Raw genomic sequence first — 26,500 nt, 5'->3', positions numbered from 1 at the left:
TATCTGATGAGGAGGTTGCCGAAGTGGTTGTGAGCGACTTGCGTGAGTGGCTGGCGGTCGTGGACGAGTTGGGCGAAGTGCAGCGGATCGGCGCCGAGGTGGACGTCGACGAGGAGATGTCGGCGATCACGTACCTGGCCGGTCGCCGTGAGGGCGGGCCCGCGCTGCTCTTCGAGAACATCGCCGGCCGGCCCGGGTACCGCGCGCTCTGGAACCCGTTCGGCTCCAGCCGGCGGCGGGTCGCGGTCGCGCTCGGTGAGGACCCGGAGCTCGGCACGACCGAGTTGATCGAGGCAACGATGCGCAAGCTCGGCCGCGTGATCGAGCCGAAGCTCGTCGACCCGGGCGCCGCGCCGGTCTTCCAGAACACCCTGACCGGCGACCGGATCGACCTCGGGCAGTTGCCCGCCGCAACTTTCTGGCCCGGTGACGGCGGCCGGTACCTCGGGACCGCCGACTCGGTGATCACCCGCAACCCCGAAGGCGGCAACCTCAACCTCGGCACGTACCGGATGATGGTGCACGGGCGCGACGAGCTCGGGCTGTACATGTCCCCCGGCAAGGACGCGCTGCTGCACATCGAAGGTCGCTGGGCGCGCGGCGAGGACGTGCCGGTCTGCGTGGTGCTCGGGGTCGACCCGCTGCAGTTCCTGGTCAGCTCGCAGAGTTTCCCGAAGAACGTCTCGGAGTACGACCATGTCGGCGGCCTGCGCGGCGCTCCGGTCGAAGTAGTGCAGGCCCGTCACAGCGATCTCCTGATCCCGGCCCGGGCTGACGTCGTACTGGAATGTGTCGCCGAGCCGGGCGCGCGCCGGATGGAAGGACCGTTCGGCGAGTTCACCGGGTACTACGGCCGTCCCGAGGGTGCCGCGCCGCTGCTGCGGGTCAAGGCCATCCACCACCGGGACGACCCGATCGTCACCCACGCGTTGATGGCCGACCATCCGGCCTGTGAACAGTCGACGTTCTTCGGCATCGTGCGGTCGGCCCGGATCTGGAACGACCTGCAGCGGATGGGCATTCCGGGAATCGCCGGGGTCTACTCGCATCCCGCGGCGGCCGGCGGTTTCGGTGTCGTGGTGATCTCGCTGGCCCAGCGGTACGCGGGGCATGCCGCGCAGGCGCTGGCGCTCGCCGCGCAGTGCCCCGGCGGCGCGTACTACACCAAGTGGATCGTTGCCGTCGACGACGATGTCGATCCCACTGATCTGAACGACGTGTTGTGGGCGATGTCGACGCGCTGCAGTCCGATCGACGACATCGACATCCTGCGCAAGACCTGGTCGACCCCGCTGGACCCCACGCTCAACCCGCCGGAGATCCGCCGGTACGGCTCCAAGGCTTTGATCAATGCCTGTCGTGATCACCGGTATCTCGACGTGTTCTCCGAGCGGACCGCGTTGCGGCGTGAGACGTACGACCGGGTCACTCGGCGCTGGTCCGAGCTCGGCTTCACCGGCGTCCCGTCCGTACCGCGCACTTTTCATCCGGAGCAGACCTCGTGACCGGCGCGGCCTTTCGCGCCGCGACCGCGATCGCGGGCATCGGCTGGACCGCGTTCGGCCGCGACTCGGGCCGTACGACCACCGCGTTGGCAACCGAAGCGAGCCTGCGGGCGATCGACGACGCCGGCCTGACCAGCGCGGACATCGATGGCGTCGTGACCTATTGCTACGGCTGGGCGCCGGACACGATGTGGCCCGAAGAACTCGTTGCCGCGCTGGGGCTCAGCCGGTGTGACTACCAGTTGTTCGACAACCTTGGCGGCGCCGCGGCCTGCTCGGCGGTGCTCTCGGCGGCGATGGCCGTGTACGCCGGGCTGTGCGAGAACGTTTTGGTATACCGGGCGATGAACGGCCGCAGTGAACGACCGGCGCTGCTGCCGCCACCGGATCAGGCCCGCGGCAAACGGCAGTGGGGCGTACCGTTCGGCGCGCTGCACGCGGCCGCGAATCTCGGGCCGGCCGTCACCGCGTACATGCAGCGGTACGGGATCACGAACCGCGATTTCGCCGGGCTGGCCGTGCTCCAGCGTGAGCATGCCGTACTGAACACCAAAGCGATGATGCGGGACCCGCTGACGGTGGCGGAGCATCAGGAGTCGCCGTGGATCGTCGAGCCGTTCCGGCGGATGGACTGCTGTCTCACCAGCGATGGCGCGGCCGCGCTGGTCGTGACTTCGAGCGAGCGGGCGCGGGACCTGCGGCACGGTGGCGTGTCGATCCTGGCCGGTCTCGGCGGCGCGGTTCCGGCGACGGATCACCGTACGCACGCCGCGGCGGCCGCGCCTGCCTTGTACCGGGCTGCTGGGATCACCGTCGACGAGCTCGATTTCGCTCAGCTTTACGACGCTTTCACCGGCACCTGCCTGCAGCATGTGGAGGATTTCGGTCTGTGTGAGGTCGGCGCGGCGCCGGCTTGGATCGCGGATGGGCAGGCGGGTCTCGATGGCGCGACGCCGCTCAATACCCACGGTGGTCTGTTGTCGGAGGCGTACCTGCAAGGGCTCGGGCATGTCGTGGAGGCGGTGCAGCAGCTGCGTACTCAGGGGGTTCGCGACGACTTGTGTGCCGGCGCTCACGACCATGATCGCGGGCGTTGTCGTCAGGTCCGTGACGCCGAGGTCGGGCTCGTCTGCGGACAAGGTGGCGACAGCTCGCTCGTACTGAGAAAGGCCTTTGGATGAAGGGATCTGGGCCGCCGCTGCCCGTACCCGATGCCGACAGCGCGCCGTTCTGGGCGGGCTGTGCTCAGGGTCGGGTGCGTGCTCAGCGATGCACCGGTTGTGGGCGGTGGCGGCATCCTCCGGCGGAGTTCTGTCCTGGTTGCCATTCGCAAGCACATGAGTGGGTCGAGCTGCCTGGCTCCGGAGTCGTGCGGTCGTGGGTGGTGGTCCACCGGGTCCTGCATCCGGCCTTGGGCAAGGTGCCGTACGTGCTCGCGGAGGTCGTACTCGACGGCACCGACGGGCAGGTCGTACTGACGACCAAGCTGCTCGGCTGCCGACCCGGCGACGTACGGATCGGGCTGCCCGTCGCCGCCGAATTCACGCCGGTCTCCCCGGAGATCGCCCTGCCAACGATGCGTGGAGACAACTGATGCATGGAGGTAACTGATGCGTGGAGGTAACTGATGTCCATCCGGAAAGGGCCGCTCGACGGCGTCCTGGTCCTCGATCTGACCCATGTCCTGAACGGCCCGTTCGCCACCATGCTGCTCGCGCATCTGGGCGCGAAGGTGATCAAGATCGAGCACGGCGCCGGGGACCGCTTCCGGCATGCCTGGATGCCGGTCGACGCCGATCACGACGGGTACGAGTTCCGCGTCGTCAACGTGAACAAGAAGGCCATCACGCTGAACCTCAAGGACCCGCGCGGCGTCCAGCTGTTCCGCGAGCTGGCCCGCAAGGCCGACGTGGTGGTGGAGAACTTCTCGGTCGGGGTGATGGACCGGCTGGGCATTGGGTATACCAAACTGAAGGAGCTCAACCCGGACCTGATATACGCCAGTTCGCGCGGTTACGGCGAGGACGGGCCGTACGCGCATATGCGGGCGAACGCGGCGACGATCATGGCGAGCAGCGGGTGGACCGCGAGTGCCTGGGACAACGCCGGCCAGGACGGCCTGAAGCCGCAGGGGATCGGCGACGAGGCGGCCGGGGTGTCGATGGCGCTGGGCATTCTTGCCGCGCTGTTCGCCCGCGAGCGTGGCGGTCCGGGTCAGCAGGTGTCGGTGTCGATGCAGGAGGCCCTGATGGGCTTCATGATCGCGAACTTCCACACCCAGGTGGAGGGACGGCCGGTCGGTATCGCGCCGAAGCGGTGCGCCGACGGGTACATCGCGTTTCATCTGCCGGACATCACCAACGATCTGTGGGAGCGGTTCGCGGCGGCGATGGGGCGGCCGGAGGCGATCGCCGATCCCCGGTTCGCCACGGCCGCCGATCGCAGGGCGAACGTCGAGGCGCTGGAGGCGGAGGTGTCGGCCTGGGTCCGCGAGACCAGCCGGGACGAGCTGTGGAAGGTGTTCCTGTCCATCGGGATCTCGGCCGGGCCGGTCCTCCGGTTGTCTGAGGTGTTGGAGGACGAGCATCTCGAGGCGCGGGGTGCGTTCGTCGAGGTGGAGGATCCGCGAGCGCCTACGGCGCGCTTCCTGCGTCCGTGGGTGCGGTTCAGTGAGACCCCGTCGGCGATCACGTCGCCCGCACCGGCGCAGGGTCAGCACAACCACGAGATCTACTCCGAACTGCTCGGCCTGTCCGCCGACGCCATCGACCGCCTCACCACGGAGCACGTCCTGTGAGTGCGTCGGGTGCGGTGGGTGGTGGGCGGGCTGTGGTTTTGGTGGCTGGTGGGGGGCCGGTGGGGCTTTCGCTTGCGGTTGAGTTGGGGCGGCGGGGTGTGCCGACGCTGTTGGTGGATCAGGGGACCGGCACGGTCGACTTCACCACCGCGAACCTGGTCAACACCCGGACAATGGAACATCTGCGCCGCTGGGGCATCGCCGACGCCGTGCGGTACTCGGGGTTCCCGGCGGATCACCCGCGCAGCTACCGGTACGTGACAAGCTTCGCCGGCCATGAACTGGTCGGCTTCGAGCACCCGGCCAACGGCGATCCCGCGGGACGATCACGGTTCAGCCCGGAATCGCGGATCTGGTGCCCGAAAACCTACTTCGACCCAGTCTTGCTGGACACCGTCCGCGGGCTGTCCGCGGTGACGATCCGGTTGCGTACTCGGGTCGACGGCTTCACGGAGAGCGCCGACGGCGTCCTCGTACAGCTCACCGATCTCGAGAGCGGGACGACCGAGCAGGTGCAGGTCAGCTATCTCGCGGGATGCGACGGCGGCCGCAGCGGCGTACGCAAACAGCTCGGGATCGGTTTGAGCGGACGCTTCGCCGAGACGGCCAACGTCGCGATCACCGTCCGCGCTCCGCTCAACTCGCACCGGACCGTCGGACCGGCCGCCTACTACAACCTCGTCGGGCCGCGCGCGCGTGGCGTCGTCACCTCTGTCGATGGGCGGGACGAGTGGCGGGTCAACCTGTGGCACGACAAGAACTACGACCTGTCCGCGATGGACACCGAAGAAGTCTGCCGGCGGGCGTTGCCTGGTATGCCATTCGAGATCCTCAACGCCCGGACCTGGTCGGGGCACTGCGTGGTCGCCGACTCGTACGGGACCGAGCGGGTGTTCCTGGCCGGAGACGCGGCGCATCTGCCCTGGCCGGCCGGCGGTTTCGGCATGAACACCGGCCTCGGGGACGCGGTGGATCTCGGGTGGAAGCTCGCCGCGGTCGTGGATGGCTGGGGCGGACCGGGACTGCTGCGGTCGTACGAGGCCGAGCGGCGGCCGGTCGGGCTGCGGAACATCGGGTACGCCGAGGCGCTGCACCGGGACGACACCCGGTTGGAGATCCCGTCCTCGCTGGAGGACGACACGGTCGAAGGCGCGAGTCACCGGACGGAGCTTGCGGCCAGGATCAAGGCCAGCCGGGAGAAGGAGTTCGCGCTGGAATCACCGGCGCTGGAGCTGGGCTACAGCTACGCCGGATCGCCGATCGTCGTGCTGGGCGACTCGGATCCGGCTGAGCCGGTCTCGTTCGACGATGCCGCGTCCTGGGTGCAGAGCAGCGCGCCGGGCAACCGGGCGCCGCACTGCGTACTGCCGGATGGGCGCTCGACGCTGGATCTTTTCGGCGACGGGTTCACGTTGCTGGCGTTCGACGGTGCCTGGTCCGGCGGGTTCCGGGTGGCGGCGGAGAAATTTGGTATACCACTGCGCGTCATCCGCTGGGACGATCCCGAGCTGGCGCGGCAGTACGAGCGGCGGCTGGTGCTCGTACGCCCCGACGGGCATGTCGCGTGGCGGGGAGACAGCGAGCCGCCCGATCCGGCGGCGGCCCTGGACACTGTTCGTGGGGGCGGCCAATGAATGACGTGCTCGCCGCGGCGGACCTGCTGGAAATCCACGACCTGTACGCCCAGTACGCGCACTGTTTCGATCTCGGAGAACCCGGTGCGGCCGCCGAGCTGTTCACCGCTGACGGTTCCTTTACCCGCGCTGACGGTCGCGTCACCCGAGGCCGGGACCAGCTGCGCGGTCTCGGTGAGGGGACGGCCGGGGTTCGGCATCTGTATACCAACATCAGGATCGTTGCTGACGGCAAGGACCGTGCCAGCGGCCGCTGCTACAACCTGCGGCTGCGCGTGGATGCCGGAGCGGCTCCGGTCATTCATGCCTTCGGTCTGATGACCGACGTGTTCATCCGTACCGCTGACGGCTGGCGGTTCCAGTCGCGGACCAGCAGCAGCTGGTGACGCCTACTTTTGGAGTACCAAATCATGACGACATCCGAAGACCTTGAGTTTCGTGGCCTGTCCGGTCACTTGGCGCGGGCCGAGGCGGGCAACGACGCCGCGGTTCTGCTGGTGCCTTTCGCCTTCGGGCTCAACCAGCGGGTGCGGGACCTGGCGGCCGAGCTGGCCGGCGCTGGGCTGACCACATTGATCTGGGACCCGTACCCGGGCCAGGCGCCGGCGGCTGACCACAAGGAGGTGCGCGCCCGCTCGGCCGCGTTGAAGGACTCGACCGTGATCGCCGAGCTGACCACGTGTGCCGACTACTTGATCGAGGACCTGGGCGCTCGACGGGTCGGGACGATCGGCTTCTGTATGGGTGGACGGTTCAACCTGATGCACGCGGCCGTCGATCACCGGCTGGCCGCGGTCGTGCCGTACTTCCCGACGCTGATCCGGCCGCTGCCGCCGCACCTGGAGGTGGATGCGGTGGAGGTCGCGGGCAGTATCACCGCGCCCGTACACCTGATCTATGCCGGCCAGGATCATCTGACCAAACTGGACACCTTCCTCGACCTGCAGGCCACCTTGCAGGAGCGTGGCGCGCCGACGACGATCCAGGTGTACCCGGCGGCCGAGCACGGTTTCATGGACGTCGACGGGCATCCGGAACCGCACAACGCCGACGCGCGAGCAGCATCCTGGCCGCAGGCGGTCGCTTTCCTCACCAGCCAACTCCTCACCACAGCCTCGCCCGGACCAACTCGCCGCTGGGCAACCCGATCGTGACTGAGCTACGGGTTCTCGTCGTCACGGGCAGCGTGCGCAAACCTTCGTACACGACCGCGCTCGCGACCGCGGTCGGTGCCCGGCTGTCCACCGACAACGCGAAAGTCGCCTGGTGGGATCTCGCGGAGCAACCGGTACCGATCGCCGATCCGGCGTTCCACCGGGCTCCCGAGAACCACCCCGACCTGGCCGTGCGCCGACTGGTCAAGCTGACCGACGCCGCCGACGCGATCGTGCTGGCATCGCCGCTCTATCACAACTCGTTCTCCGGCGTACTCAAGAATGCGCTGGACTGCTTGTCGATGCGGCAGTTCCAGCACAAGCCGGTCGGGTTGGCCAGCCACGGGCGCCAGCGCAGTACGCAAGCGGTGGACCAGTTGCGTACGGTGGTCCGTGGTCTCCGCGGCGTCAGTACGACGACGCCACTGTGCACGATGGACTCCGACTACCTGCCGGCAGTCAACGGTGGCGAACCGTGTTTGGTTGCCCCCGACATCGTTGAACGCCTCGAGCGCTTCGTCACCGAGCTCCTGGATCTGGCTGCCGCGTTGCGTCCACTCCGCACCGGCACGGTCGCCCGTACCCGGGCCGAACGGGTGCAATAACCAGGGGTTCCGCGAGGACGAGGCAGGTAGCCTTCGCCGGATGACGGGTAATGAGATCAGCGGTGGCGCGCCGCCCGCGCCGACACACGCCGACGCACCGGCACCGGCACCGGCACACACCGGCGCACCGGCATCGGCACCGGCGCACGCCGGCGCACCGGCACCGACACCGGCCTCTGCACCGGCACCGGCCTCTGCACCGGCACCGGCCTCTGCACCGGCACCGGCCTCTGCACCGGCAACGGCAACGTCCACATCGACGTCGACTTCGACCAGTGACCGACCGGGTGCGTCGGCACCGGCAACGTCGACGTCGACGTCGACGTCGACCAGTGACCGGCCGGGTGCGCCGGCGGGCGTGCACTCGGGGTCGCTGGCGGGCCGGGTGGCGGTGGTCACCGGGGTGAGTCGGCGGGTCGGGATCGGGTTCGCGGTGGCGAAGGAGCTGTTGGCGGCGGGCGCGTCAGTGCTCGTGCACTCGTGGGCGCCTCGCGACGCGGAGCTGCCCTGGGGCGCCGATCCGGTGGGCGAAGCCGGGATCATCGAGGCGCTGGGCCGAGAGGACCAACCCGGAGCGCCCGGCCCAGCAGCAAGCGAGCGGTTGCGGCACGTGTCGGCCGATTTCGCCGCACCGGACGCACCCGGACAGGTGATCGCCGCCGCGGTGGAGGCGTTCGGCGCGGTGGATGTGGTGGTCGCCAACCACGCCCGCAGCTCGAACCACACCCTCGCCGAGGTCACCGCGGCCGAGCTCGACCTGACCTGGGCGGTCAACACCCGGGCGAGCGTGCTGCTGGCGCAGGCGTTCGCGGCCGCGTACGAGGAGCAGCGCGGTGCTGGGCGGATCATCATGTTCACCTCCGGGCAGCATTTGGCGCCGATGAGCCAGGAGGTGCCGTACGCGATCAGCAAGGGCGCGATCCAGCAGCTGACTCTCACGCTGTCGGACGCGCTGATCGACCGGGGGATCACCGTCAACACCATCAACCCCGGTCCGGTCGACACCGGCTGGGCAACGCCCGAGCTCACCGAACAGGTCGGCCGCGCGCTACCGTCCGGCCGCTGGACCCGCCCGGACGAGATCGGCCGCGTCGTACGCTGGCTCGCCTCACCCGAGAGCCAGCTGATCACCGGCCAAACCATCAACACCGAAGCCGGCTTCCGCCGCTGGGCAATGTAACCCCACCGCCCCACCCCTGCCGTCGCCCACGCCCCCCCCACCGCCCCACCCCTGCCGTCGCCCACGCCCCCCACCGCCCACACCCCCCACCGCCCCGCGCCGTACCCCGGTCATTTGAGAGGTGAACGTGGGCTGTTGTCTGTTCGCCGCTCGCATGCGGGTGGTGAACGGGCACAGGGGGAGGTTCACCTCTCAAATGGGGATGGGGTGTCGGATTGGGGGTGGGGTGTTCGTTGGAGGGGTAGGTGCTGCTTATGAAGGGGCGGCCGGGACTGGAGGTGGAGCTCAGGATGGCGCACTCGCAGGCGAAGGTTCGGCGGATGTTCGAGCTGGTGGAGCCGATCGCGACCGTTACCTTTTCGGACATACCGAACGACGAGTTCCTGGCTGTCGGGATGCGGAACTATTGGGACGGGTACTTCGCCGGGCGGGCGGCGCCGCTGGGCCTCGCGTCGTCGGAGGTGGTGCACGCGGTGTTCTACAACTTCGCCCCGGGCGAGGTCGCGCGGCACATTCCGCGGGTCTGGGCGAAGGTCACTCCGGCGGAGGCGATCGCCATCCGCGAGCGGGGCAGCGCTGCCGCGTTGCGGGCGGCGATCGGTGCGCTGGCTGATTCAACGAGTCTGGTACGGGCCGCCGAGGTCGCGACCCGCGCGGCCGTGAGCGCGCCGATCGAAGGGCGAGTCTTGTACGCGGGGCTGCGTGCACTTGCCGTGCCGGAGGATCCGGTAGCCAGGCTCTGGCACGCGGCGACGCTGCTGCGGGAGCATCGCGGGGACGGGCACAATGCCGCTTTGGTTGCTAATGGCATCGGGGGTACGGAGTCGCATGTACTGATGGCGCTCGCGCTGGGCATGCGGGCGGAGGAGTTCGGCCGGATTCACCACCTGCCGAAGGCGCGGCTGGATGCTGTCGTCGACGGGATGCGCGACCGTGGTCTTGTCGATGCCGACGGTGGTTTCACGGACGCCGGGCGGGAGACGAAGGCGCGGATCGAGGCACTCACGGACGAACTGGCCGCGCCGCCCTACAACAGTCTCTCAGTCGAAGAACTCGACCAACTGATCACCGACCTGGAGCCGATCGCCGCCGCGGCACAGGAGGCCGACCGCTGACCGCTGACCGCTGACCGCTGAAGCTGGCAGTTAGACGAGTTGCGCGGCGTGCGGTTGGTGGACGCGTGAGCCGGTCAGCGGCGGATGAGGCCGAGGTCGGTGGCGGTGGCGATGGCGGCGGTGCGGGAGTCGACGCCGAGTTTGGTGTAGATCCGGGCCAGGTGGGATTTGACGGTGCCCTCGGTGAGGTGGAGGCGGTGGCCGATCGCCTGGTTGGAAAGGCCTTCGGCGACCAGTACCAGGACCTCGGTTTCGCGGCGGGTCAACGTCGTACCCGGTGTTCGGAGTCTGGTCAGCAGGCGGTCGGCGACCGCGGGGGCCAGGCTGGTCCGGCCGGCGGCGGCAGTTCGTACGGCGGCGGCGAGTGTCTCGGGTGGGGCGTCCTTCAGCAGGTAACCGGTCGCGCCGGCCTCGATCGCGGGCAGGATGTCGGCGTCGGAGCCGTACGTGGTGACGACGAGGACGCGCGGCGCGTCCGGGCGGGAGGTGATGAGCGCGGTGGCCTCCGCGCCGGTCATGCCCTGGCCGAACTGCAGATCCATCAGCACCACGTCGATCCCACCCTCGGCGGCGCGGCGGACCGCGTCCTCCGCGGTGGCGGCCTCGGCGACGACCGCCAGGCCGGCTTCGGTGCCGAGTACGGCGCGCAGCCCGGCGCGAACGATCGGGTGATCGTCGGCGAGCAGAATGCGGATCGCCCCGGCCCCGCCCGAAGGTTTCCCACCCGAGCTCACGCCCACCCCTCCGCCCCGGCTGGACGCTTGCGAGGAGGCGCGATGGTGAGTGGGAGTTCGGCGTGGAGTGTGGTGCCGTGGTGTGGGTCTGAGTCGACGTGCAGGTTACCGTGGAGTTCCTCCATTCGCGTGCGCATCGCCGTGATCCCGAAGCCGCCGCTGACCGAGGCGGCCGGCAACTCGTACGGATCGAATCCCACGCCGTTGTCGGTGATCTCGAGCGCGACGTGGTCGCCCAGATAGCTGAGGGTCACCTCGACCACGGTCGCGCGCGCGTGCTGGACGGTGTTGGCCAGCGCGGACTGTGCGATCCGCAGCAGTGCGACTTCGTGCTCGGTAGGTAACGGCACGGGGTCTCCGGTGGTCTGCCAGCGGGCGCTGATCGGGAGACGCCGGGAGGTGGTTGTGCACAGCCGCTCGAGCGCGTCGGCCAGGGTGTTCCGCTCCAGCGCGGGTGGGCTGAGGGCGGCGACGAAGCGGCGGGCCTCGGCGAGGTTGTCGACCGCGGTCTGGCGGGCCTGGCCGACCTGGGCGATGGCGGTCTCGGTCTGGCCGGGCAGGGCCCGTTCGGCCGCGCTCAGCAGCAGCTGGATGCTGGACAGTCCTTGCGCGAGGGTGTCGTGGATTTCGCGGGCCAGGCGTTCCCGCTCGGCCAGTACGCCCGCGTTGTGCTGGGCGGAAGCAAGGTCGGCGCGGGTGGCGGTCAGCTCCTCGATCAGCCGCCGGCGTTGTTCGCTCTCGCGGTACAAGGCCTGGTAGCCCCAGACGACCGCCACCGCAACGGCGGCGCCGAGCGCGGGTCCGATCGCGACCATTGGGTTGAAGGAATGCTGGTGAGCCGCGAATCCGGCGACGGCCGCGGCCGCGGTGAGGAGTACGGCGATCAGGCCGGCCTTGCGCGGAAGTAGATGGAGCTGGAGGAAGTACAGCGGGAACGCCACCCAGATGCCGTCGGGGGACAGGGCCAGCAGCACCAACCAGACGAGGCCCACCGCGGCCAGCCAAACCGCAGCGGCTCTCCGGGACGTACGAATCCGGGAAAGCAGTGGCCCGACCGCGTACGCAAGGCCGCAGGTCAGCGCCACGGCGACGATCCAACCTGCGTGGGGCCGGCTGCCGATGACGGCCCGGGCGGCGGCCAGTGTGAGCAAGCCGATGATCAGCAGGTGCAGGCACCAGGCCAGCGTGCGGCTCGTCGGGGTCAGGACAGCGGTGTTCACAATGCCTTCAGTCTACGAAGGCGGCCACCTCGGGGCCTCCATCGAAAGTTACAAGTCGTGTACCGCGTTTCGGCCCGGGAAGTGCCGTCCTGCGCCAGACGCGCGGACCGGGCCGGACGGCGATCGTAGAAGGGTCAGTATTTGGACCGCCTGAAGGGCAGTAGGACCGTGTACGTCGCCTGGAGAGATCTCAGATTCGCCAAGGGCCGCTTCGCCCTGATGGGTACGGTCATCGTGTTGATCACCCTGCTGGTCGGGCTACTGTCCGGATTGACCGCCGGGCTGGGGCAGCAGAACATCTCTGCCGTCAGCAACCTGCCGGCGGACCGGATTGCGTTTCAGACTCCCAGTGCCGGGCAGGCTTTGTCGTACGCGAACTCGACCGTGACCCAGAGTCAGTGGGAGCAGTGGGCCCGCGTAGCTGGTGTCGAGAGCGCGGAACCACTCGGGATCACCACCACGAAAGCCACCGCCGGCGGCAAGAGCATCGGCGTTTCCGCGTTCGGCGTTCAGCCTGCCTCCCGTCTCCTCCCGGCGGGCAGCAAGGTCAGCGACAGTTCCGTGGTGCTGTCCACGACCGCCGCCAACGAGCTCGGCATCGGGCCGGGCGCCACGCTCGACCTGGCTGGGCAGCAACTCGAGGTCGCCGCCGTGCAAGGCGATTCGTCCTTCAGCCACACGCCCGTCGTCTGGGTCACGTTGGCTACCTGGCAGAAGGCGGCTCCGCCGTCCGGTGCCGGCACCCGGCCGGCAGCAACCGTCATCGCCCTGAACACCACGTCCGGCGTCGATCTCGCGGCCGGCGATCAAGCGGCGGGTACGACGTCGGTGTCCACCAAGGAATCGTTGGCGGCGATCGGCTCGTACACGTCCGAGAACGGCTCGCTGCAACTGATGCGTGGCTTCCTCTTCGCGATCTCCGCGCTGGTCATCGGTGCGTTCTTCACCGTGTGGACCATCCAGCGCAGCGGCGATGTCGCCGTCCTCAAAGCGCTCGGCGCCTCCACCGCGACCCTGCTCAGGGACGCGCTCGGCCAGGCCGTCGTACTGCTGGCGGGAGGCACCGTGATCGGTACCGGGATCGCCGCCGCGGTCGGCGCTGTCGTATCGGGGTCCGCCGTACCGTTCCTCCTCACTCCGGCCACCGTGCTGCTACCGGCGGCCGTGCTGATCTTCCTCGGCGCGCTCGGGGCAGCTCTGGCCATCCGCCGAATCACCTCCGTCGACCCTCTGACTGCTCTGGGAAGCGCCCGATGAGTTTGAAGCTGACAGCCATCACCCTGACCTACCCCGACGGCGACAGTCGCTTGACCGCGCTCGACACGGTGGACCTGGAGGTTCCGAAGGGCAGCCTGACCGCGGTCATCGGTCCGTCCGGCTCCGGCAAGTCCAGCTTGCTGGCCGTCGCCGCCACCCTGATCACGCCCGACTCCGGTACGGTGCTGATCGACGATACGCCGACCACCGGGCTGAGCCGCGCCGAGTTGACCGAGCTGCGCCGTAGCGCTGTCGGAATCGTGTTCCAGCAGCCGAATCTGCTGCCGTCGCTCACCGCCGCCGAGCAGCTCCAGGTGATGGCCGAGATCGACGGCCGTTCGCCCTCCAAGGCACGGTCCCGTGCGCTGGAGCTGCTGGCCGCCGTCGGGATGGCGGATTTCGCCGGTCGCCGACCGCATCAGCTCTCCGGTGGACAGCGCCAGCGCGTCAACCTCGCCCGGGCCTTGATGAACGATCCCAAGGTTCTCCTTGTCGACGAGCCGACCAGCGCCCTCGACCACGAACGGGGCGCCGCCGTCATCGGCCTGATCACCCGCCTCACGAAGGATCAGGGCACCGCCACCGTCCTGGTGACCCACGACCGAACCCTCCTGACAACCGCTGACCAGGTTGCCGAGGTCGACGACGGCCGCCTTCGCCTTGCTGGATTGCCGAGATGACGGCCGTTCTGCTGCCGGCCAGCACCTTCGCCGTACGCCGTGGATCCGATGTTTGTTGCTCAGGGCTACTGAATTGTCCCGGCCGGGCCGATGTCTCTTGCCGCGTGGCGGTCTGTGCACATCGTGAGGAACGCTTCGGCCCGGCGATTCAGGCCGGCCGTGGGGGACCAGGCGAGCAGGACGTGGGCGCCGTCGACGGGTTCCGTGATCTCCTTGATCACCACCTTGCTTCCGTCGTACGTGCGATCGTTGGCCGGGCGCTGCACCAGCAGGGCGTACCCCATGCCTCTGCCGACGAGCGCCCGGGTCAGCTCGAAGGACGTCGGCCGGTACTTGATCACCGGCGTGATTCCGAACTGTTTGAAGATCGCCAGCGTGTTCTGCGAGCTCGGTGGCGCGTCGAGCAGCACCTGCGGTTCGTCGGCGAGGTCCGTCAGGGCGACCGCGGGCGCGTCCGCCAGCCGGTGGCCGGCGGGCAGCAGGACGTACGGCCGCCGGATGTCGATGATCGCGCGCTCGAGCTCCGGCTCGATCTCCATGTCGTAAAGGATCGCGAGGTCCAGCTCGCCGTTCGTCAGCCGGCGCTGCAGCACGTCCTGGGTGTCCTCGGTGAAGTCGACGTGTACGCCGGGGTGCAGGTCGCTGAAGTCCTGCAGCAGCGTGGGAAGTGCCGTGGGGGCGAGGGTGACGTAGCAGCCGACCGTGAGCGTGCCGACCAGATCCTTCCCGCCGGACGCGATGCTGACCAGGTCCTCGGCGCGGCGGAGCAACGTACGCGCTTCGCCGAGCACCTGGCGGCCGGACGGCGTTAGCGTGACGCCGTGCGCCTTCTTGCGTACCGCGAGGCGCGCGCCGAGAGCACGTTCGAGCTCGGTCAGTGATTGCGACAGGCCGGGCTGGGACACGCGCAACCGCTCCGCCGCGGCGCTCAGCGTCCCGGCCTCGGCGATGGCGACGAAGTGCTCGAGTTGCCGAATCGAGAACCGCACCGGCTTCATAGCCTCAACTTATCAAGGTTCTCAGATTCTTGTCCTTTCCGAATGACTCGCGCGCTGTCACAGTGAGTCGCCAAGGAGCGGCGCGCAGTCGGGCCGCCGGGACGGAAGGACCCTGATGGCAACCAAACCGTTCGCCTCCGCGGCCGATCTCGCCGCGAAGGTGGAGACCCTGGAGATTCTGGCCGACGGCGTGTACGCGCTGACCAGCGAAGGCGACCCGAACGTCGGCGCGATCGAGGGCGAGGACTTCGTCGTCGCGTTCGAGGCGCGCGCCACCCCGGTCGCGGCACAGGACTGGCTGACCAAGCTACGCGAGCACACCGACAAGCCGGTGAAGTACCTCGTCCTCTCGCACTACCACGCCGTCCGCGTCCTCGGCGCGTCCGCGTTCGGTGCCGAAACGATCATCGCGCACGACAACACCCGCGTACTGATCGCCGAACGTGGTCAGCAGGACTGGGCGAGTGAGCTGGGGCGGATGCCGCGCCTGTTCCGCGATCCCGATTCCGTACCCGGGCTGACCTGGCCGGACCTCACCTTCAGCGATTCGCTGACCATCGACCTGGGCGGCGATCGGGGCGAGCTCGTCCTGCAGTACTGCGGTCGCGGGCACACCGCAGGCGACATCGTCGCGTGGCTGCCTGGTGAGCGGGTGCTCTTCGCGGGTGACCTGGTCGAGGCGCAGGCCGCGCTGTACACCGGCGATGCCTTCCACGCCGACTGGTCCACCGGCACGCTGGACCGGGTCAAGGCGTTCGAGGCCGAGGTACTGGTCGGTGGCCGGGGCGCGGTTCCGCGCGGGCGGGCGGCGGTCGACGCGGCGATCGAGCAGACCCGCGAGTTCCTGCTGGTGATGCGCGCGAAGGCGGGTGAAGTGCATGCTCGGGGTGGTTCGCTGAAGGAGGCGTTCGAGTTGACGCATGCGGCGCTCGCTCCCGCGTACGGGGCGTGGCCGATCTTCGAGCACTGCCTGCCGTTCGACGTGGCCCGGTTGTGGGACGAACTGAACGGCATCACCTGGCCACGGATCTGGACCGCCGACCGCGACCGCCAAATCTGGGACGAGCTCCAGGGATGAACCCGCGGACGACTGCCGGGGTTGCGGTTGTTGGCAACGGGCCCGTGGGTCAGACCGCAGCGTTGTTGCTGGCTCGGTGGGGAATCCCGGTGACGCTTCTCGATCGGCGGTCACGCAGATCGGCGGTCGGCTCGAAAGCCATCTGTCAGCAGCGCGACGTCCTCGACATCTGGTCCAGCCTCGGCGCGGGCCGGATCGCGCGGGACGGCCTCACCTGGACAACAGCCCGCACCTACTATCGCGACCGCGAGCTCTTCCACTGGTCCTTCGTCGACCGCGGACATTCCCCACTACCCGCCTTCGTCAACGTCTCGCAATGCCACACCGAGGCAGTACTCGACGAACTGATCGCCGCGCAGCCGCTGATCGACGTCCGCTGGGGATACGACGTCGTTGACCTTCACCAGGATGCCGAACAGGTCGAGCTGACGTGCGACTCCTCCGCTGGTACGCGACGGATCACCGCTCCGTACGCGGTGGTGGCGGCCGGTGCCCAGGGCAACGAACTTCGCGAGCTGCTCGGGGTCACCTTCGACGGTCAGACGTTCGACGATCGCTTCCTGATCTGTGACATCCGGGCCGAGCTACCCGGCTGGGAGACCGAGCGGAGGTTCTACTTCGACCCCGCGTGGAACCCTGGCCGGCAGGTGCTGATCCACCCGTGTCCGGATTCGACATACCGGATCGACTGGCAGGTGCCGGCCGGCTTCGACCTCGAGGCCGAGGTCGCTCGGGGCGGACTCGACACCCGGATCCGGCAGGTGATCGGCGATCGGCCGTACGAGATCGTGTGGAAGTCGGTTTACCGGTTCCATGCGCGCAAGGTGGATCGGATGCGGGTCGGCAGGGTGCTGCTCGCGGGTGACTTCGCGCATCTGGTCGCGCCGTTCGGTGCGCGTGGGCTCAACTCCGGGGTGGCTGATGCCGAGAACGCGGCTTGGAAGCTGGCGTTCGTACTGAACAGCTGGGCGACCGATGCGCTGCTGGACAGTTACGACACCGAACGGCGTGCGGCGGCCGCGGAGAACCTTGACGTCGCGAGTCGGACGATGCGGTTCCTCGTACCCCAGAACCGTGCCGAGCGGGAGACGCGGCGAGGCATCCTCGATGCGGCGGTGAGCGATCCTGAAGCGCGTGGACGGGTCGACAGCGGGAGATTCGCGGAGCCCTTCTGGTACGTGGATTCCGCGTTGACGACGGCTGATCCGGATCGGGTGTTCGGCGGTCGGCCGCCGCGGGGAGAGAGTCCGGCGGCGGTGCCTGGTGTACTCGTTCCGGACGGACCGATTCGAGTCGCGGGGCGGCCGGACGTACATCGGTTGCGGCAGCTCGTGCGGGACGGACTGCTCGCGCTGGTGACCAGCGGCAACGTGCGGGAGGTCGCTCGGGCGCTGGCGGCAGCTACCGCGGCGCCGAGTGTGGTGTTGCAGTTGGGGGACGTCGACCGGGATGGGGTGATTGCTCGCGCGCTGGACGCGAAACCGGCGGAGACCTGGCTGATCCGGCCCGATGGTCACATCGCGGCGGTCGTCGCCACCAGCGACCTGCCCGCACTCACAGCCGCCGCCCACCGCGCCGTCGCCGCCCCGTGCCATTTCAGTGGTTAACCCCTGGGGCTGTCCGTTAGCCTCCCGCACACCGGGCAGGAAGGGGCCGAGCGCGAGGTTAACCACTGAAATGGATCTCAGCTCACGCGATCACCTTTGGTCGTGTACGTGGCGATGCAGTACTCGCTGAATGCTCGGGCTCGGCGGGTGGGGCGGGCGTCGCGGGCGTGGGCGAGGATGACGTCCACCTCGAGTACGTCGTCCGCGATCTCCCGGTAGACCAGGCCCGGGCCCGAGTACGTGAACGTGGCCGCCGGTCGCTGCAGCAGGAGCGAGTAGCCGACCCCGCTGGCGACCAGCGAGCGGACGGACTCGAAGCTCGCCGAGACGAAGCGGACGTCCGGCTCGACGCCGCCGGAGGCCAGCACCGCTCGGAACATGTCCGCGCTGGGCCGCATGTCCAGCATGACCATCGGTTCGCCGCGCAGTTCGGCGAGCCGGATCGGCCGGTCGTCGGCGAGCGGGTGATCCTCGGCGAGCAGGACGTACGGCCGGACGCGGTACAGCAGGGTCTTCGTGATGTCCGCGCTGACGCCGAGGTCGTACATCAGCGCGACTTCGCAGGTCCCTTCGAGCAAGCGGTCGGTCAGTTCGCTCACCGATCCTTCGGCGAGCCGCAGCACCACCTCAGGATGGAGTTGCGGGAACCGGCGCAGGATGTCCGGCAGCACGAACGGCGTGATGGTCGGGAAACAGCCGACGGTCAGCTCGCCGCTGACGTTCTGGCTGATGCTCTGCGCGGTCGACTGCACCTCGCCGGCATGCGCGAGCAAGGTCCGGGCCTCGGGCAACAATCTCCGGCCGGCGTCGGTGAGCGCGATGCCACGGGACTTGCGGCGCAACAGCAGCTGCACGCCGAGGCCACGTTCGAGTTGGGTGACGGCCAGCGAGATCGCTGACTGGGAGATGTGGTGGCGCTCGGCCGCGGCCGCCATCGTGCCTGCTTCGGCGACCGTGACGAAGTAGCGCAGCTGCCGGAGGCTGAATTTCTCGATGCCGTCGCCCACCGCCGCGACGGTACGCGCTTCATGAGTTTTCCTCAAGACGTTCGCCCGGAACTGCTGCTTTACCTGAATAGGGTCCGGTACTGACGATGGTTGCGCCAGCAGTCGCGGAAGCGCGAGAGCAAGGAGCCGCAGGTGCAGAAGGCCACATTTCATTACGGCGGTACGCCGGCCGAGGTGGTAGAAGTCGACGCGGACGTCAGTCTGATGCGCGCCGCCGTGACCAACGGAGTCGCGGGCATCGTCGGCGAGTGCGGCGGGCAGGCCATGTGCGCGACCTGCCACGTCTACGTACGGGAGCAGTACCTCGACGCGCTGCCCGCGATCGGTGCCGACGAGGACGAGATGCTCGATTGCACGGTCGCGCCACGGGACCCCGTACGCAGCCGGCTCGCCTGCCAACTGACCCTCGGCACGGGCCTCGACGAGATCGAAGTGGACGTCCCGGAGCAACAGGTATGACGACGAAGGACGCCGGGCGCGGCCAGGTCGCCGGACGCGCGGGCCACGTCGCCGGGGCCGGGCACGCGGGTCACGTGGTTGTCGCCGGGGCCGGGCATGCGGGCGTGCAGGTGGCCGCGAGTTTGCGTGCCGGTGGTTTCGCCGGTGCGATCACCTTGGTCGACGACGACAGCGACCACCCGTACCAACGACCGCCCCTCTCGAAGGACTTCGTCGCGGACATGGCCGTCGCCCCGCTACCTCTTCGGGCCGAAAAGTTCTTTGCCGACAGCAACGTTATGCTCCGGGACGGAAGCGCGATCCGAGAGATCGACCGCCGCGCGAAGCAGGTAATCCTCCAAGACGGCGCAGTGCTCGACTACTCCGCCCTCGTACTCGCCACCGGCGCCCGTTGCCGGCCTCTCGACGTGCCGGGCGCGCACCTACGCGGCATCCACCAACTCCGCACGCTCCGGGATGCGCGGACGCTTCGTGAGCTCCTCACCCGAGCCCGCTCCGTGGTGGTCGTCGGCGCCGGGTTCATCGGCCTGGAGTTCGCCGCCGCCGTACGCGGTCGTGGTCTCGAGGTCACCGTGCTGGAAGCAGGCGATCGTCCCCTGGCCCGCGCACTGACCGCTCCGATGTCGGGTCACCTGGCGGCAGCCCACTTGAGCATGGGTACGAACCTGCGCTGCAACGAGACGGTCGCGCGCATCACCGGTACGGTCGCCGGTGACGTCACGGCGGTGGTCGGGTCGAGCGGAACCTCGTACCCGGCCGATCTGGTGCTGGTCGGAATCGGTGTGCAGCCACGCGACGAACTTGCGCGAACCGCGGGCCTGCCGGTCGACAACGGCATCCTGGTCGACGATCGGCTGCGTACGCCCGATCCCGCGATCTACGCCGCCGGCGACTGCGCGCGGTTCCGCGATCCGGCGTCGGGGGAGCGGATCAGGCTGGAGTCGGTGCAGAACGCCACCGACCACGGCCGGCATGTAGCCGCGACACTGCTCGGAAACGACGACGCCTACGAGGCGCTGCCGCTGTTCTGGAGCAATCAAGGCCGTCTGCGGTTGCAGGTCGCCGGGCTGTCCGGCGCGGCGACCCACACGGTTGTCACCGGAGATCCGGACCGGTTCTCCGTCCTGTGCTTTCGCGACGACCGCCTGATCGCCGTCGAGTCGCTGAACAGTCCGGGTGACCACGTAGCCGCCCGCCGGGTGCTCACCGCCGGTACGGCGCCGTCGCTCGCGCGTGATGCACAGGACGGCTTCAGCCTCAAGCAGTACGCCCAGGACATCACCACCTCAGGAGTTGATCATGTCCGTTGACCAGACTTCCACGCCTGCCGCGGTAGCGGATTGGGTCGACCTGGCGGCGATGGTTCGCGACCCGTACGACACGTACCGCCGCCTGCGCGAACTCGGTCCGGTCGTGTGGGTGCCCGCGCTGAAGCGGTATCTCGCGGTGTCCTTCGCCGCCTGCTCGGCGATCGAGGCGGACCAGGAAACGTTCTCGGCGAGCGTACGCGGCAGCTCCGCCCTGATGGCCCGGGCCCTTGGAGCCCAGCCGATGCTCCGGAAGGACGACCCGGAGCACGCGTCCGAGCGTACCCCCGTCAACAGTTGCCTGCGCCCGCGGAGTATCAAGGCGAACTGGCTTCCGCTGTTCGAGCAGAACGCGGAGACCTGCCTCGCCGGATTACTCGAACGCGGACCGGACGAGGCGGACCTGAACCGCGACTTCGCCGCACCGTTCGCCGCGCGGAATCTGATCGACCTGCTCGGGCTACGGGGTGCGTCGCCCGCTGACCTGACGCGCTGGTCGCATGCCTTCATCGCCGGATTCGCCAACCTGGCCGAAGATCCCGGGATCTGGGCGCGCTGCGGCACCGCGCGGTCCGACGTGGACGCGCTGCTGGACGAGTTGATTCCGTACTACCGCCGTACGCCCGACGGGTCGATGACGTCGGCGATGGTCAACAGCGATCAGCCCGAGGAGTCCGTACACGCCAATGTGAAACTCACGATCTCCGGCGGGCTGAACGAACCGCAGCACATGGTCACGAACATCGTCTGGGCACTGAGCCGGCACCAGCGGCAGCGCGACGACGTGCTGGCGAACGAATCGTTGTGGTCGGCAACGTTCGACGAGGCGGTGCGCTGGTTGTCGCCGATCGGGATGTATCCACGGCAGACGACCCGCGAGACCGTACTCGACGGTGTCCGGCTGCCCGCCGCCGCCGAGGTGGGTGTGGTCGTTGGCGCGGCCAATCGTGATCCAGCCGTCTTCGAGCGCGCCGACGAGTTCGACCTGTCCAGAGCGAAGAAGCCACACCTCGGGTTCGGGGCGGGCACGCATCTGTGTGCCGGTCACTGGGCGGCTCGCATCTCCATCGGCGAGGTCGCCGTGCCGCTGCTCTACCGGCGCCTGCGCGGACTCGGTACGGATCGTCGCCGCACCGAGCACTGGCAGGGCTGGGTCTTTCGCGGTCTCACCACGCTGCCGGTGACCTGGACGCCCTGATCCGGCAATCGTCGCGTGAAGGCTTGACGAGCACACTCGGTGTGTTTAGTTTAGTGAACGTTTCGGGCAATGAAACGAACAATGAAGACGAGGGACCGATGAACGAACTGAGTGTGGGCAGCCGCTTCGGCCGGAGCACCGCGCAACTGGAGCGGGCCCGCGTACACCTCCCGGCCGGCGTCACGAGCTCGGTGCGGCTGGCGACCCGGCCCGTACCGACGGTCTTCGAGCGGGGTTCCGGCGCCGAGCTGTGGGATGCCGACGGCAACCGGTACCTCGACTTCGTCCTCGGCTATGGTCCGCTCCTGCTCGGCCACAGCCCGCGGACAGTGGTCGACGCGGTCACCCGGCAGCTGAACGAAAGCGTGCTCTCGGGCGGCCAGCACCGCCTAGAGGCCGCGGTCGCCGAGGCCGTGGTCGACGCGATTCCGTTCGCCGAGTCGGTGTGTTTGTCCTCCACCGGCAGCGAAGCGGTCGCCGCCGCGGTTCGCCTCGCGCGGGCCTTCACCGGCCGCGACCTGCTGGTGAAGTTCGAAGGGCACTACCACGGCTGGCTCGACGGCGTAGCGTTCAACACCCCAGGGCGGCCGCCGGCCGAGCAACTGGGCGATTCGCTTACCGCGCAGCCTGCAACGGCCGGGGTCCTGGCGGACGCACCCGTTGCGGTGCTGCGGTGGAACGACACCGTGATGTTCGAGCAGTTCATCGCCGCGCACGGGAGCCGGGTCGCCGCGGTGATCTTCGAACCCGTACCGCAGGTCGGCCTGCTCGAACCAGAACCAGCCTTCCTGCAAGCAGTGACGACGCGTACCCGTGAATCCGGCGGCCTGGTCATCTTCGACGAAGTCGTCACCGGCTTCCGGATTGCCCGTGGTGGTGCCCAGGAACGGTTCGGGGTGCAGGCGGATCTGGTCGTTCTCGCGAAGGCGTTGGCGGCCGGCTTCCCGGTCAGCGCGGTCGCCGGGCGGCGCGACATCCTCAGCCTGGTCGACTCTGGTGCCGTCACTCATCTGGGTACCTTCAATGGTCACGCCCCGTCCCTGGCCGCCGCGAACGCCGCGCTCGCGGAATACCGCGCCGACGGTTTCTACGATCGCCTCGAACACGCCGCGGCCAGGCTCGCCACCGGCCTGCGCGAGCTGGGTCGCCAGTACGCGCCGGAGCTGTGTGTACGGCAGGTCGGCGGCATGCTCTGGACCAGCTTCGACAGCGGGCCGGACCAACCCGGAACGACACCGGCGCGAGCAGCGGCCGCGCGCTCGTACGCCGACCTGGTGGCGCGCGCCGACGCCGGACGAGCCGCCCGGTTCGCCGAACGGCTGATGGTGGCCGGCGTTCACATCCAGCCGCGCGGCACCTGGATGCTCTCCGCCGTCCACGACGACCCGCTCATCGACGAGGCCCTGGAATCGGCCGCCGGCGTACTGCGCACTCTCGACTGATCCAGCCCTCACGAAAGCGATCCAAGATGACAAACAACGATGTCCTCGTCATCGGCGCCGGCCACAACGGCCTGGCCGCGGCCGGTTACCTCGCCCGCGCCGGGCTCGGGGTGACCGTCCTCGAGGCCCGGAGCCTGGTCGGCGGCGCCTCGACCACCGAAGAGATCCTGCCCGCGTTGCGTGGCTCGAGTTGTGCGTTCACCGTCGGCCTGCTGCGTCCGGAGGTGATCAACGATCTGGAGCTGAAGAAGTACGGACTCGACCTGTACCACGGTGGCGACGCCATGACCTGGACGATCGAGGACGGTGGCCGCGACTACGTGATGTGGTCCGAGGTGGACGAGACCTTGCGGGAGACGCGGGAGCGTTTCGGTGCCGCGGAGGCCGAAGGATTCATGTCGCTGGGGATGGACATGCAGGTCGTCGGCGATCTGCTCACCCCGTTGCTGCTCGCGCCGCCGATCACGATGGACGAGCTCGCCGACCGGTTCGATCGCGTCGGCGCCGGTGCGCTCTTCGATCGGTTCGTCACCGGCAACGTACGCGACGTGGTCGAGCACTACTTCACGGATCCGTTGCTGCGCGGACATTTCGCGTACCCCGGCCTGGTCTCGTTCTTCGGCGGACCGTCCACGCCTGGATCGGCGTACGTGTTCGCGCACCACTCGGTCGGGGAATTCGAAGGACACTTCGGCCAGTGGGGTTGGGCGCGTGGGGGAATGGGCGCGATCGCGGACGCGCTCGCGGCCAGCGCGCGGGCGTACGGAGCGGCCGTACTGACCGATCAGCGGGTCGCCCAGATCATGGTCGACGACGGACGCGTGACCGGCGTGGTCACCGCGGAAGGCCGTGAGTTCACCGCGCGGGTGGTGATCTCGAACCTCGATCCGACGACCACGATGACCTCGCTGTTGCCGGCTGAGCACACGGACCAGACGTTCGGCGAGATCGATCATCGTGGGTCGATGGCTCGCGTGTACTTCGCCGCGGACGCCCTTCCGCGGTACCGGACCGACCGTGAGCATGCTTTGCATTCGGCCCACACCTTCCTCGGGCCGGACGTCGACGTACTGGAGGCCGCGGGCAAGGCACAGGCCGCGGGGCGGTTGCCGGACGCGCCACCGATCGAGGTCGTCATCGAAGGCGTCCGCGATCCGCAGCTCCGCGACGGCAAGCGGTACTTGATCACTACTGGTGTCCAGCAACTGCCGATCGAGCTGGCGGACCGGAGCTGGGACGAGGCGCGGACTGATCTGGAACGCCTTGTGCTACGCCGGTTGGAGGACTTCGCGCCTGGATTCACCGACCATGTACTCGACGTGAGCAGCCTGACGCCTCAGGACCTCGCCCGTGAATACGGTTTGCCCGGCGGGAACATCTACCACGGTGCGATGACGCCGGACCAGATCCTCGCGGGCCGCAGCCCGTACCGGACGCCAGTAGCAGGCCTGTACTTGTGTGGCTCGGGCACGCATCCCGGTGGCGGCGTGATGGGTGCGCCCGGTTACAACGGCGCGATGGCGGTCCTCACCGACCTCGAACTGCCGACGCCGCGCCCCTGGGCCGTACGCAGCGGTGCGTCGCTGGCGGAACGCAGCCGGATGTACCTGGCCGCCGCCACACAGGGGACCGCCGCCGGGCGTCGGCTGATGACACGGTTGGCGAGTTCGCGTACGTTGCGCCCGGCCGTCCGTACCTTCACCAAACGGAAGTCGCAATGACGTGCGACGACGTGGACCGGACCGCGTGCCCGTTGCGCAGTGCCGAGTGGTTCGCGCCGCGGGATCTGCCCGGGTTCATCCACCGGTCGACGTTGACGCCGGTCGGCCTCGGCAGGCAGGAACTGGACGGGCGCCCGGTGATCGGGATCGCCAACTCGTGGTCCGACTACAACCCTTGCAACGCAGGCCTGAAGCAGCTTGTCGAGCACGTCAAACGTGGCGTCCAGGAGGCCGGCGGAGTCGCCTTCGAGTTCCCGACGATCTCGCTCAGCGAGAACCTGATCAAGCCGACCGCGATGATGTTCCGCAACCTGATGGCGATGGACGTGGAGGAGTCGATCCGCGGGTACCCGATGGACGCGGTGGTACTGCTCGGCGGGTGTGACAAGACCGTACCGGCGCAGGTGATGGGTGCCGCGAGCGTGAACTTGCCGACGTTGTGTTTCGGCGCCGGGCCGGCGACTCCACCGGTGGTGGACGGCGCGGAACTCGGCGGTGGGCACGCGGTGTGGCAGTTCGTCGACAAACTGCGCGCCGGCTCGACGTCGAGCGATCTGGATGCGCTCGAATCGTGCGTCATGTCGACCGTCGGGCACTGCGCGGAAATGGGTACCGCGTCCACGATGGCCGCTTTGATGGAGGCGCTGGGCCTGGCGCTGCCGGGTACGGCGCTGATCCCGGCGACGGACGGTCGGCGGGCGAACGCGGCGGCGGCCGCCGGCCGGGCCGCGGTGACGATGGCACGCCAAGGCAGTCCGACGATTCGCGAGCTGCTGACACCCGAGGCGTTCGACAACGCGATCGCACTGCTGATGGCGTTGGGTGGATCGACCAACGCGATCGTGCACCTGCTCGCCATCGCGCGGCGGGTTGGCGTTTCGCTGCAGTTGAAAAGGTTCGACGAGATCTCCGCGCAAGTACCGCTGATCGCCGATGTCCGTCCGTCCGGCGCGCATCTGGTTTCCAGGTTGCACGGCGCGGGCGGTGTGCCGGCCGTACTCGCGGAACTGAAATCCTGGCTGCACCTGGACGCGTTGACAGTCACCGGCCGGACCCTCGGTACCGAACTCGACGCTGCGAAACCGGCCGACGGACAAGTGATCCGGCGCGCGGCCGCGCCACTGTCGCGGTCGGGCGGGATCGTGGTCGTACATGGCTCGCTGGCGCCCGATGGTGCCGTCCTCAAGGTGAGCGCGGCGAGCCCGGAGTTGTTCGAGCACCGCGGCCGGGCGCTCGTGTTCGAGTCGATCGAGGAACTCGCCGGCACCATCGACGACCCCGAGCTGGAGGTCGATGCCTCGACCGTGCTGGTGTTGCGCAACGCCGGACCGCGTGGCGGCCCCGGCATGCCGGAGTGGGGCATGCTGCCGATCCCCAAACGCCTGCTGGCGGCGGGCGTCACCGATATGGTGCGCGTCTCGGATGCACGCATGAGCGGCACCGCATACGGTACTGCGATCCTGCACGTTTCGCCCGAGGCGGCGGTCGGTGGTCCGCTGGCGTTGGTTCGTACCGGGGACGAGATCGAACTCAGTGTGGCTGGGCGACGCCTCGACTTGCTCGTCGACGAGGCCGAACTCGTACGCCGGCGAGGTGGGCTGCGCGAATTCGCCGGGCCACGTCGCGGCTGGGCGGCATTGTTCGACCAGCATGTCCTGCAGGCGCACGAAGGCTGCGATCTCGACATCCTGACCGCGACCGAGGAGCCGCCGGTCTCGCGGCCCAGCGGCCTGTTCCGCGGCTGGATCGGGGGATGGTGAGCCGCGTGAACTCGTCGGGCATCAAGTCCAGCAGGCCGCCCT

The 26,500-nt window shown here is 68.8% G+C and carries 24 protein-coding genes; 20 read left to right on the top strand and 4 right to left on the bottom strand.

Translation table 11 applies throughout. From position 1 onward, the window contains the following. Positions 1–29 precede the first annotated feature (29 nt). The 10 genes from HDA44_RS16740 (at position 30) to HDA44_RS16695 (ending at position 9,990) form a co-directional block, all read left to right on the top strand. Complete coding sequence (locus tag HDA44_RS16740) at positions 30–1,505, top strand: UbiD family decarboxylase (protein WP_202887400.1); 1,476 nt, start codon at positions 30–32, stop codon at positions 1,503–1,505. Continuing rightward, a complete protein-coding gene (locus HDA44_RS16735; RefSeq protein ID WP_184835442.1) occupies positions 1,502–2,686 on the top strand; it encodes a thiolase C-terminal domain-containing protein in 1,185 nt (394 codons plus the stop codon). The genes HDA44_RS16740 and HDA44_RS16735 overlap by 4 nt, the downstream gene beginning before the upstream one ends. Continuing rightward, positions 2,683–3,099: a Zn-ribbon domain-containing OB-fold protein gene (locus HDA44_RS16730; protein WP_184835440.1), complete on the top strand. Its 417-nt coding sequence runs from the start codon at positions 2,683–2,685 to the stop codon at positions 3,097–3,099. The genes HDA44_RS16735 and HDA44_RS16730 overlap by 4 nt, the downstream gene beginning before the upstream one ends. A 33-nt stretch (positions 3,100–3,132) precedes the next feature. Next, positions 3,133–4,302: a CaiB/BaiF CoA transferase family protein gene (locus HDA44_RS16725; protein WP_184835438.1), complete on the top strand. Its 1,170-nt coding sequence runs from the start codon at positions 3,133–3,135 to the stop codon at positions 4,300–4,302. Then, positions 4,299–5,936 carry an FAD-dependent monooxygenase gene (locus tag HDA44_RS16720; RefSeq protein ID WP_337906056.1) on the top strand — a complete coding sequence of 546 codons (1,638 nt, stop codon included), beginning with the start codon at positions 4,299–4,301 and terminating at the stop codon, positions 5,934–5,936. The genes HDA44_RS16725 and HDA44_RS16720 overlap by 4 nt, the downstream gene beginning before the upstream one ends. After that, complete coding sequence (locus tag HDA44_RS16715) at positions 5,933–6,322, top strand: nuclear transport factor 2 family protein (protein ID WP_184835435.1); 390 nt, start codon at positions 5,933–5,935, stop codon at positions 6,320–6,322. Before HDA44_RS16720 ends, HDA44_RS16715 begins: the two co-directional genes overlap by 4 nt. 24 nt (positions 6,323–6,346) lie before the next feature. Beyond that, the gene (locus HDA44_RS16710; protein ID WP_184835433.1) at positions 6,347–7,090 is read left to right on the top strand and encodes a dienelactone hydrolase family protein; all 744 of its coding nucleotides are present in this window, start codon (positions 6,347–6,349) and stop codon (positions 7,088–7,090) included. Beyond that, positions 7,087–7,695 carry an NAD(P)H-dependent oxidoreductase gene (locus HDA44_RS16705; protein WP_184835431.1) on the top strand — a complete coding sequence of 203 codons (609 nt, stop codon included), beginning with the start codon at positions 7,087–7,089 and terminating at the stop codon, positions 7,693–7,695. The genes HDA44_RS16710 and HDA44_RS16705 overlap by 4 nt, the downstream gene beginning before the upstream one ends. A 358-nt stretch (positions 7,696–8,053) precedes the next feature. Then, entirely contained in the window at positions 8,054–8,875 is an 822-nt protein-coding gene (locus tag HDA44_RS16700) for an SDR family oxidoreductase (RefSeq protein WP_337906054.1), read from the top strand. A gap of 254 nt (positions 8,876–9,129) precedes the next feature. Then, complete coding sequence (locus HDA44_RS16695) at positions 9,130–9,990, top strand: SCO6745 family protein (protein WP_238352469.1); 861 nt, start codon at positions 9,130–9,132, stop codon at positions 9,988–9,990. Positions 9,991–10,064: 74 nt separating this feature from the next. On the opposite strand, the gene HDA44_RS16690 is transcribed toward HDA44_RS16695, so the two are convergent. Continuing rightward, positions 10,065–10,724, bottom strand: coding sequence for a response regulator transcription factor (locus HDA44_RS16690; RefSeq protein WP_337906052.1), 660 nt, complete (start codon positions 10,722–10,724; stop codon positions 10,065–10,067). Next, positions 10,721–11,944, bottom strand: a complete 1,224-nt coding sequence (locus HDA44_RS16685; protein WP_184835429.1) for a histidine kinase — start codon at positions 11,942–11,944, stop codon at positions 10,721–10,723. The genes HDA44_RS16690 and HDA44_RS16685 overlap by 4 nt, the downstream gene beginning before the upstream one ends. A gap of 141 nt (positions 11,945–12,085) precedes the next feature. On the opposite strand from HDA44_RS16685, the gene HDA44_RS16680 reads away from it, so the two are divergent. Together HDA44_RS16680 and HDA44_RS16675 are read left to right on the top strand one after the other, a co-directional pair. Continuing rightward, on the top strand, positions 12,086–13,201 hold the full coding sequence (locus HDA44_RS16680; protein WP_238352468.1) for an ABC transporter permease: 1,116 nt from the start codon (positions 12,086–12,088) through the stop codon (positions 13,199–13,201). Further along, complete coding sequence (locus HDA44_RS16675; RefSeq protein ID WP_184835427.1) at positions 13,198–13,881, top strand: ABC transporter ATP-binding protein; 684 nt, start codon at positions 13,198–13,200, stop codon at positions 13,879–13,881. The genes HDA44_RS16680 and HDA44_RS16675 overlap by 4 nt, the downstream gene beginning before the upstream one ends. A gap of 65 nt (positions 13,882–13,946) precedes the next feature. Here HDA44_RS16675 and HDA44_RS16670 read toward each other — a convergent pair whose 3' ends face one another. Beyond that, positions 13,947–14,879, bottom strand: a complete 933-nt coding sequence (locus tag HDA44_RS16670) for a LysR substrate-binding domain-containing protein (protein WP_184835425.1) — start codon at positions 14,877–14,879, stop codon at positions 13,947–13,949. A 115-nt stretch (positions 14,880–14,994) separates the two neighbouring features. Here HDA44_RS16670 and HDA44_RS16665 point away from each other — a divergent pair, with 115 nt between their 5' ends. Both HDA44_RS16665 and HDA44_RS16660 read left to right on the top strand, forming a co-directional pair. Beyond that, complete coding sequence (locus tag HDA44_RS16665) at positions 14,995–15,957, top strand: MBL fold metallo-hydrolase (protein ID WP_184835423.1); 963 nt, start codon at positions 14,995–14,997, stop codon at positions 15,955–15,957. Further along, the gene (locus HDA44_RS16660; protein WP_184835421.1) at positions 15,954–17,564 is read left to right on the top strand and encodes an FAD-dependent monooxygenase; all 1,611 of its coding nucleotides are present in this window, start codon (positions 15,954–15,956) and stop codon (positions 17,562–17,564) included. Before HDA44_RS16665 ends, HDA44_RS16660 begins: the two co-directional genes overlap by 4 nt. Before the next feature lie 77 nt (positions 17,565–17,641). Here HDA44_RS16660 and HDA44_RS16655 read toward each other — a convergent pair whose 3' ends face one another. Then, positions 17,642–18,571 (bottom strand): LysR substrate-binding domain-containing protein, encoded by a 930-nt coding sequence (locus HDA44_RS16655; protein WP_184835419.1) that lies wholly within the window; start codon positions 18,569–18,571, stop codon positions 17,642–17,644. 132 nt (positions 18,572–18,703) lie between these two features. On the opposite strand from HDA44_RS16655, the gene HDA44_RS16650 reads away from it, so the two are divergent. From HDA44_RS16650 to HDA44_RS16625, 6 genes are all read left to right on the top strand, one after another. After that, positions 18,704–19,030, top strand: coding sequence for a 2Fe-2S iron-sulfur cluster-binding protein (locus HDA44_RS16650; RefSeq protein ID WP_184835417.1), 327 nt, complete (start codon positions 18,704–18,706; stop codon positions 19,028–19,030). Further along, positions 19,027–20,340 carry an NAD(P)/FAD-dependent oxidoreductase gene (locus HDA44_RS16645; RefSeq protein WP_184835415.1) on the top strand — a complete coding sequence of 438 codons (1,314 nt, stop codon included), beginning with the start codon at positions 19,027–19,029 and terminating at the stop codon, positions 20,338–20,340. Before HDA44_RS16650 ends, HDA44_RS16645 begins: the two co-directional genes overlap by 4 nt. Then, positions 20,330–21,535, top strand: coding sequence for a cytochrome P450 (locus HDA44_RS16640; protein WP_184835413.1), 1,206 nt, complete (start codon positions 20,330–20,332; stop codon positions 21,533–21,535). The genes HDA44_RS16645 and HDA44_RS16640 overlap by 11 nt, the downstream gene beginning before the upstream one ends. 98 nt (positions 21,536–21,633) lie before the next feature. Further along, complete coding sequence (locus tag HDA44_RS16635; protein ID WP_184835411.1) at positions 21,634–22,977, top strand: aspartate aminotransferase family protein; 1,344 nt, start codon at positions 21,634–21,636, stop codon at positions 22,975–22,977. Between the two features lie 26 nt (positions 22,978–23,003). Continuing rightward, entirely contained in the window at positions 23,004–24,698 is a 1,695-nt protein-coding gene (locus HDA44_RS16630) for a phytoene desaturase family protein (protein ID WP_184835409.1), read from the top strand. Continuing rightward, the gene (locus tag HDA44_RS16625) at positions 24,695–26,458 is read left to right on the top strand and encodes a dihydroxy-acid dehydratase (protein WP_184835407.1); all 1,764 of its coding nucleotides are present in this window, start codon (positions 24,695–24,697) and stop codon (positions 26,456–26,458) included. Before HDA44_RS16630 ends, HDA44_RS16625 begins: the two co-directional genes overlap by 4 nt. Positions 26,459–26,500: the final 42 nt, after the last annotated feature.

This window comes from Kribbella solani, from assembly GCF_014205295.1.
GTDB classification, from domain to species: domain Bacteria; phylum Actinomycetota; class Actinomycetes; order Propionibacteriales; family Kribbellaceae; genus Kribbella; species Kribbella solani.
Note: the sequence above shows the minus strand (reverse complement) of the source record. Positions and strands in the feature narration are given on the sequence as shown.